The following is a 4,347-nucleotide window of genomic DNA, read 5'->3' as shown; positions in this document are numbered from 1 at the left end:
ACCTACGTTCTTGCCGGGCGCGCTCCTGATATGAGCAGCCCCATCCGAGTTACCGACTCAGTATTCCTCGCAGACGGCGGGTCAGCATGGATTGAGCTCACTGATGCCGCGGGCAAGAAGATTGCGGTTGACGTGCATGGCAGCCTCGAACGGAATGCTTCGGACTTTCGTGTCTATCTGCAGCGTTGGTATCCCGTTTTCCCGGTTCCAGTGCGAGTGGAACCACGGTCGGAAGCAGGACGTGCATTGCTGGAAGTCATCGAGCGAGCTGGCCGCGATGGCAGCCCCGACGCGGCCCACGCGCTTGCACCGGCGCGCGTCGCACTCACAAGAGGCGCTCACTGACGGAAGGCTCCACCCGGCCACAAGCCGTCCTTGGGCAGCGTCTGTTCCCGGGTAACGCTGTGAGAGGCTACGATGCAACAAGCAGCGTCGCGGAGCAGGAGTTTTCGGGCCCGGGCGACGGGCTGCAGGTGTCAACACTGGCCGCCGCCGACCAGACGTCCGCGCAATCGGAAATGCAGATAAATTCCGTCTGCGGGGCGACTCGCACGCGCTCAGCCTCTTGAGCCAAACGTAAGACTTCATGACGGATCTTCGCTTCACAATTGCCCGTTGGATCGCAGTACCGGCAGCCATTTTTTTCGCCGCCAGTTGGCTGCTCTTGCCCTCACGCCTACAACTCTCCAAAGCAGTAGAGACGACCGCCCTCGCTACTCGATCAAGATTAAAGGGCGTGGATTACCTCTTTCTACAAACCCCTTCCTTTGGTGAAGTCCGGGTGCAGTGCATTGAGGCGCCAAAGCTCTGCGAGTTGCCCATTCCGCGTAAGGGCGCGCTACTTCGTGTGTGGCTGCAAGATGTCGGCCTCTTGGGTGGGCGTTGGATCGTCGCCGCTGAGTTTGATGGAAAAACAGTCGCCTCCCAAGAGTCGCAGGCGCCTGTTTTCCGCACCGCGAAGGTCATGTGGGGCCTGGGCTCTCTCATTGGTCTCGGCATAGCGTTCATCCTCTGGCACTTTGCCCCGTTCAAGGCGCTTGACCCGCGGCAGACCTAACCTTGCCATCAGGAGGATCTGGCGGCGGCTGGCAGCTTTGCGGCTTTGAAAACGAGGCGTCGAACGACGGCAACGGGTCGACACCTGCAGTTCGCCGCTCGTGAGAGCGGGCGTTCAACAGAACATGTCTGACGGAAGATGCGGCGCTCTGCCAGACGGCGCGGCTCTGCTCGGTGTATCTCTGAGCTGCAAGCCGCGCTGCCGGTCAAGCTACGCGCCTCGATGGRCTTGTGGCGCGAGAGCTGTCTTGCGACGGCCCGTGAACGGCGGCGGCAGGAGGTTGGACACCGGGCGCTCTTCACACCAAGCCGTCACCTCGCGTACCAGCCACGCGACACGCCTGCCGGAGAGAAGCCGAGGTTTCGGAAAAGCCTCCTCGCGGACGAGCTTTTCCACCGTCGACTCAGACAGCGAGGTGAAGGCGGCAACGTCAGGAAGGTCGAGGTAGATGGGTTCGAGTTTGCTCATTTGCTCTTTGTCGGGTTGTTGATATCGGGTCACGTTGCGGGTTGCGTCGGCAGCGTAGGAGTGGAGAGGTAGTGCTCGGCAGCGGCGATGAGGTAGGCGGGCTGTTCCTCGACCTCGGTCTCCCCGACCATCACGTTCGCTGCGAGCGCACAGTCAAGAAGGAAGAGCGCAACCTCGGAGGGATGCAGCGCGTCGATGCGCGCCGCCAGATTTCCGATGCCGCATTCGTACAGACCTTCGAGGGTCGCGCGGTGGCGCCATGCGATGGATTCGCAGACGAACTTGGCGACCAGTCGTAGGTCGAATGCGCTGCGCTCGGTGGCAAGGGCACGCTCGCGAACGCGCTTGAGCAGGTCGAGTCGGCTGCGGCAGGCGAGGGTGGACGGAGTGGCGTCTTCGTCGATCGCCTTTCGCCTTTGCACACGGACGGGCTTTGCCGGTCGCGCCCCAGCCGGTTCCGTCCGATCTGCGTCCATGTTGCTTGGCGCCGAAGCCACATTCGGTCCCGCCGCCTCGTGCGCATCGCTGTCTGATGCATCGTCAGTTGGGGCGGCTGACTCGGCATGCTGAGCGGCCGGTTCGAGTTCGATGGGGTGCTTCGTGGCCGCAGTAGCGCGTTCGGCCGCACGCGGCGCGACRCGCAGCAGGTGGACTTTCTTCTTCTCCGCGAAGCAGTCCGGGTCAGTGCAGACGTCTGCACTGACTCGCGCCGAACCCGATTTGCGGCTGTCGCCCGTGCTGTCGGCTTCGGTCATGTCCGCGAAGTCGGGCGCGTTGCCCGAGCGTTTCCAGCAGTCGGTGCAGCTGCCCACGTCCGGCAGCAGGTCCGCATCGGCAATATCGAAGATGGCCGCGCGCAGCTCCAGCGAGAACTTCGCGGCGAGCAGGGCCTGGATGCTGCGGTAGCTTGCATTGCCGCCCGCCGCGAGCCGCGCCTGGGCGTCTTGCCTGATGCACTCCAGCGCCTTCTCCTGAAGTGCGGCCGACGGCAGGCGCGCGATGCGCTGCGTCGCCTCCGTGCCGAGTTCGTTGGCGAGGTACGCCTCACGCAGCGCCGGGCATGCGTCGAGCAGCTTGAACCGGTTGTAGAAGTAGGTGCGGCTCTTGCCGAACCTTGAGACAAGATCTTCGATGGACAAGCCATCGTCCTGCATCATCGACATGAACCCTTCGGCCTCTTCGAGCGGGTGCACGTCGGTGCGCTGCAGGTTCTCTGCGACCTGGGCGCTGCGGGACTGGGCGTCGGTCATGTCTCGCACCATGCACGGCGCACTGGGGAGGTTGACGAAGCGAGCGGCCCGGACGCGTCTGTGCCCGAAGACGATCTCGAAGCCGGCGCCGCCGGATCGAGGGCGAACCAGGATCGGCTGGTGGATGCGGCCCTCAGCGACGATATTCGTCGCCAGCTCATCGATGCCGGTGAAGGTGCGCCGGGGATTGAAGGGGCTCTCGTGCAACTGGTCGAGAGCGATCTCGCGGATGGTTTCCATGGTTCGTCCGAGGTTGAGTTCAGTGGACCAGGCGGCTTGCGAACTGCTGGCGTTGGAAATCGAGAGAGTCAGCGCGCTCGATGAACGCGTTGCGCCAGCCGGACCACGTGGTGTCTCGGCAAGCGGGCGACATCAGGTTGACCCAGGTCACCGGCTTCACGCCGGGAAGAAGAGGAGGCGTTGTGCCGGGGTTCGGCAGGAGCTGTGCACGTGCGGTGGCCTCCGCGATCAGTGCCGCCTTGAGCAGCCCCTGGGCGTGCGCGACGTGCGCAACGTTCAGAGCGAAGCCGTTGCGGATCAATCGGACGAAGCGGTTCTCCAGGGTTATCCAAGGGGCGCCGATCTCGTCTTCAGCCGCGGCGGACAACTCGCCGACATAGGCCTTGTGTGCGGCCAGCATGAGTGCCGCGAACTGGCCGTGCACATCGAGGTCGAGTTCGCGTTCGGCGATCCTGCAGATGAGCAGCGAGTGCTCGGCCAGGCTGTAGGGCCTGCAGGTGGCGCCGGTGAAGCGATTGAGGAGGCTGAGGTGATGAGCGATCGTTCGCAGATCGATGTTGCCGGGAAGAGGGTGCTTGAGCGACACCTCGGCGCCGGTGGCTGTCGTGATGATGATCATGGCGTGGGTAGCGTTGGAATGTGGAAGGGCGGCGCGGGACGTCAGTGATGCAGGCCGGCGAAATCGAGGAACCGGGCCTCTGGGCCGCAGGCGCCGCGGATGTCGCGGACAAGCGCGACGGGCGTTGGGCAAGGAAGCCTGGCGTCGGGGCAGGTACAGACGCGCTGGCCAGCAGCGTTGCAGGCGCCGTGGCGGCACAGCACGCAGCCGCGCTCGGGTGCCACCTGAATGCAGGTCGCGAGGCTGGTCATGCGCCTGCCCAGTACATGCCCGTTGCCACGGAGAGAAGGGCAACCAGGCAGCCGACGGCAGCGCCCCAGACGAGGCCATGTCGCCAGCCGATCCGATACTTTTCTTGGCCGATCTCGCGGAGATCTCCAGCCACGACTGCCGTCATCCACGGCATGTTTTCGTAAAGGAGCTTCTCCCTGAACGCTTCCAGAAAGACCTTGAGTTCTTCATCCGGAAGGGCGGCCCCGGCCTCGAAGGTCTCCCGCAGAGTGCGAAGCCTCGAAGGATGGACCGGGAACTTCAGCCAGTCATCGGGGGAGGTGGCCCGTTCGCTGCGCAAGGCTGCCGAATCGGCAGCGGCTGAATTCGTGTCTGCGGTGGTGTTCATGCTGGTTCTGTTGAATGGAGTTCGTGCGGGGGCGGGTTCAGAAGTCGGTGGGCGCGAGCCAGCCGCCGAAGCCCCAGAGCAGGAGCAGCAGCAG

At 64.1% G+C, this 4,347-nt stretch carries 7 protein-coding genes; 2 read left to right on the top strand and 5 right to left on the bottom strand.

Annotated features, from left to right (window positions below; genetic code table 11):
- On the top strand, nucleotides 1-345 hold a 345-nt coding region (locus AC1D01_RS22655; RefSeq protein ID WP_477870284.1), incomplete at its 5' end, for a hypothetical protein.
- Nucleotides 346-586: 241 nt separating this feature from the next.
- Nucleotides 587-1,057 carry a hypothetical protein gene (locus AC1D01_RS22650; RefSeq protein ID WP_477870282.1) on the top strand — a complete coding sequence of 157 codons (471 nt, stop codon included), beginning with the start codon at nucleotides 587-589 and terminating at the stop codon, nucleotides 1,055-1,057.
- 210 nt (nucleotides 1,058-1,267) lie between these two features.
- Here the strand turns inward: AC1D01_RS22650 and AC1D01_RS22645 are convergent, their stop codons facing one another.
- The 5 genes from AC1D01_RS22645 to AC1D01_RS22625 are packed head-to-tail and all read right to left on the bottom strand — an operon-like array spanning nucleotide 1,268 to nucleotide 4,253.
- The gene (locus AC1D01_RS22645; protein WP_477870280.1) at nucleotides 1,268-1,525 is read right to left on the bottom strand and encodes a helix-turn-helix transcriptional regulator; all 258 of its coding nucleotides are present in this window, start codon (nucleotides 1,523-1,525) and stop codon (nucleotides 1,268-1,270) included.
- Between the two features lie 29 nt (nucleotides 1,526-1,554).
- Nucleotides 1,555-3,015, bottom strand: coding sequence for a ParB/RepB/Spo0J family partition protein (locus AC1D01_RS22640; protein WP_477870278.1), 1,461 nt, complete (start codon nucleotides 3,013-3,015; stop codon nucleotides 1,555-1,557).
- Between the two features lie 19 nt (nucleotides 3,016-3,034).
- Nucleotides 3,035-3,634 carry a hypothetical protein gene (locus tag AC1D01_RS22635; protein ID WP_477830853.1) on the bottom strand — a complete coding sequence of 200 codons (600 nt, stop codon included), beginning with the start codon at nucleotides 3,632-3,634 and terminating at the stop codon, nucleotides 3,035-3,037.
- A 41-nt stretch (nucleotides 3,635-3,675) separates the two neighbouring features.
- Nucleotides 3,676-3,885: a hypothetical protein gene (locus AC1D01_RS22630; protein WP_477870276.1), complete on the bottom strand. Its 210-nt coding sequence runs from the start codon at nucleotides 3,883-3,885 to the stop codon at nucleotides 3,676-3,678.
- Nucleotides 3,882-4,253 carry a hypothetical protein gene (locus AC1D01_RS22625; protein ID WP_477870274.1) on the bottom strand — a complete coding sequence of 124 codons (372 nt, stop codon included), beginning with the start codon at nucleotides 4,251-4,253 and terminating at the stop codon, nucleotides 3,882-3,884. The genes AC1D01_RS22630 and AC1D01_RS22625 overlap by 4 nt, the downstream gene beginning before the upstream one ends.
- Nucleotides 4,254-4,347: the final 94 nt, after the last annotated feature.

The sequence above is a fragment of the Rhizobacter sp. P3_B12 genome (assembly GCF_056402895.1).
Note: the sequence above shows the minus strand (reverse complement) of the source record. Positions and strands in the feature narration are given on the sequence as shown.

Coding starts and splice junctions, on each gene's coding strand:
- AC1D01_RS22625 (WP_477870274.1), bottom strand. CDS start 4,253: ATGAACACCACCGCAGACACGAATTCAGCCGCTGCCGATTCGGCAGCC.
- AC1D01_RS22630 (WP_477870276.1), bottom strand. CDS start 3,885: ATGACCAGCCTCGCGACCTGCATTCAGGTGGCACCCGAGCGCGGCTGC.
- AC1D01_RS22635 (WP_477830853.1), bottom strand. CDS start 3,634: ATGATCATCATCACGACAGCCACCGGCGCCGAGGTGTCGCTCAAGCAC.
- AC1D01_RS22650 (WP_477870282.1), top strand. CDS start 587: ATGACGGATCTTCGCTTCACAATTGCCCGTTGGATCGCAGTACCGGCA.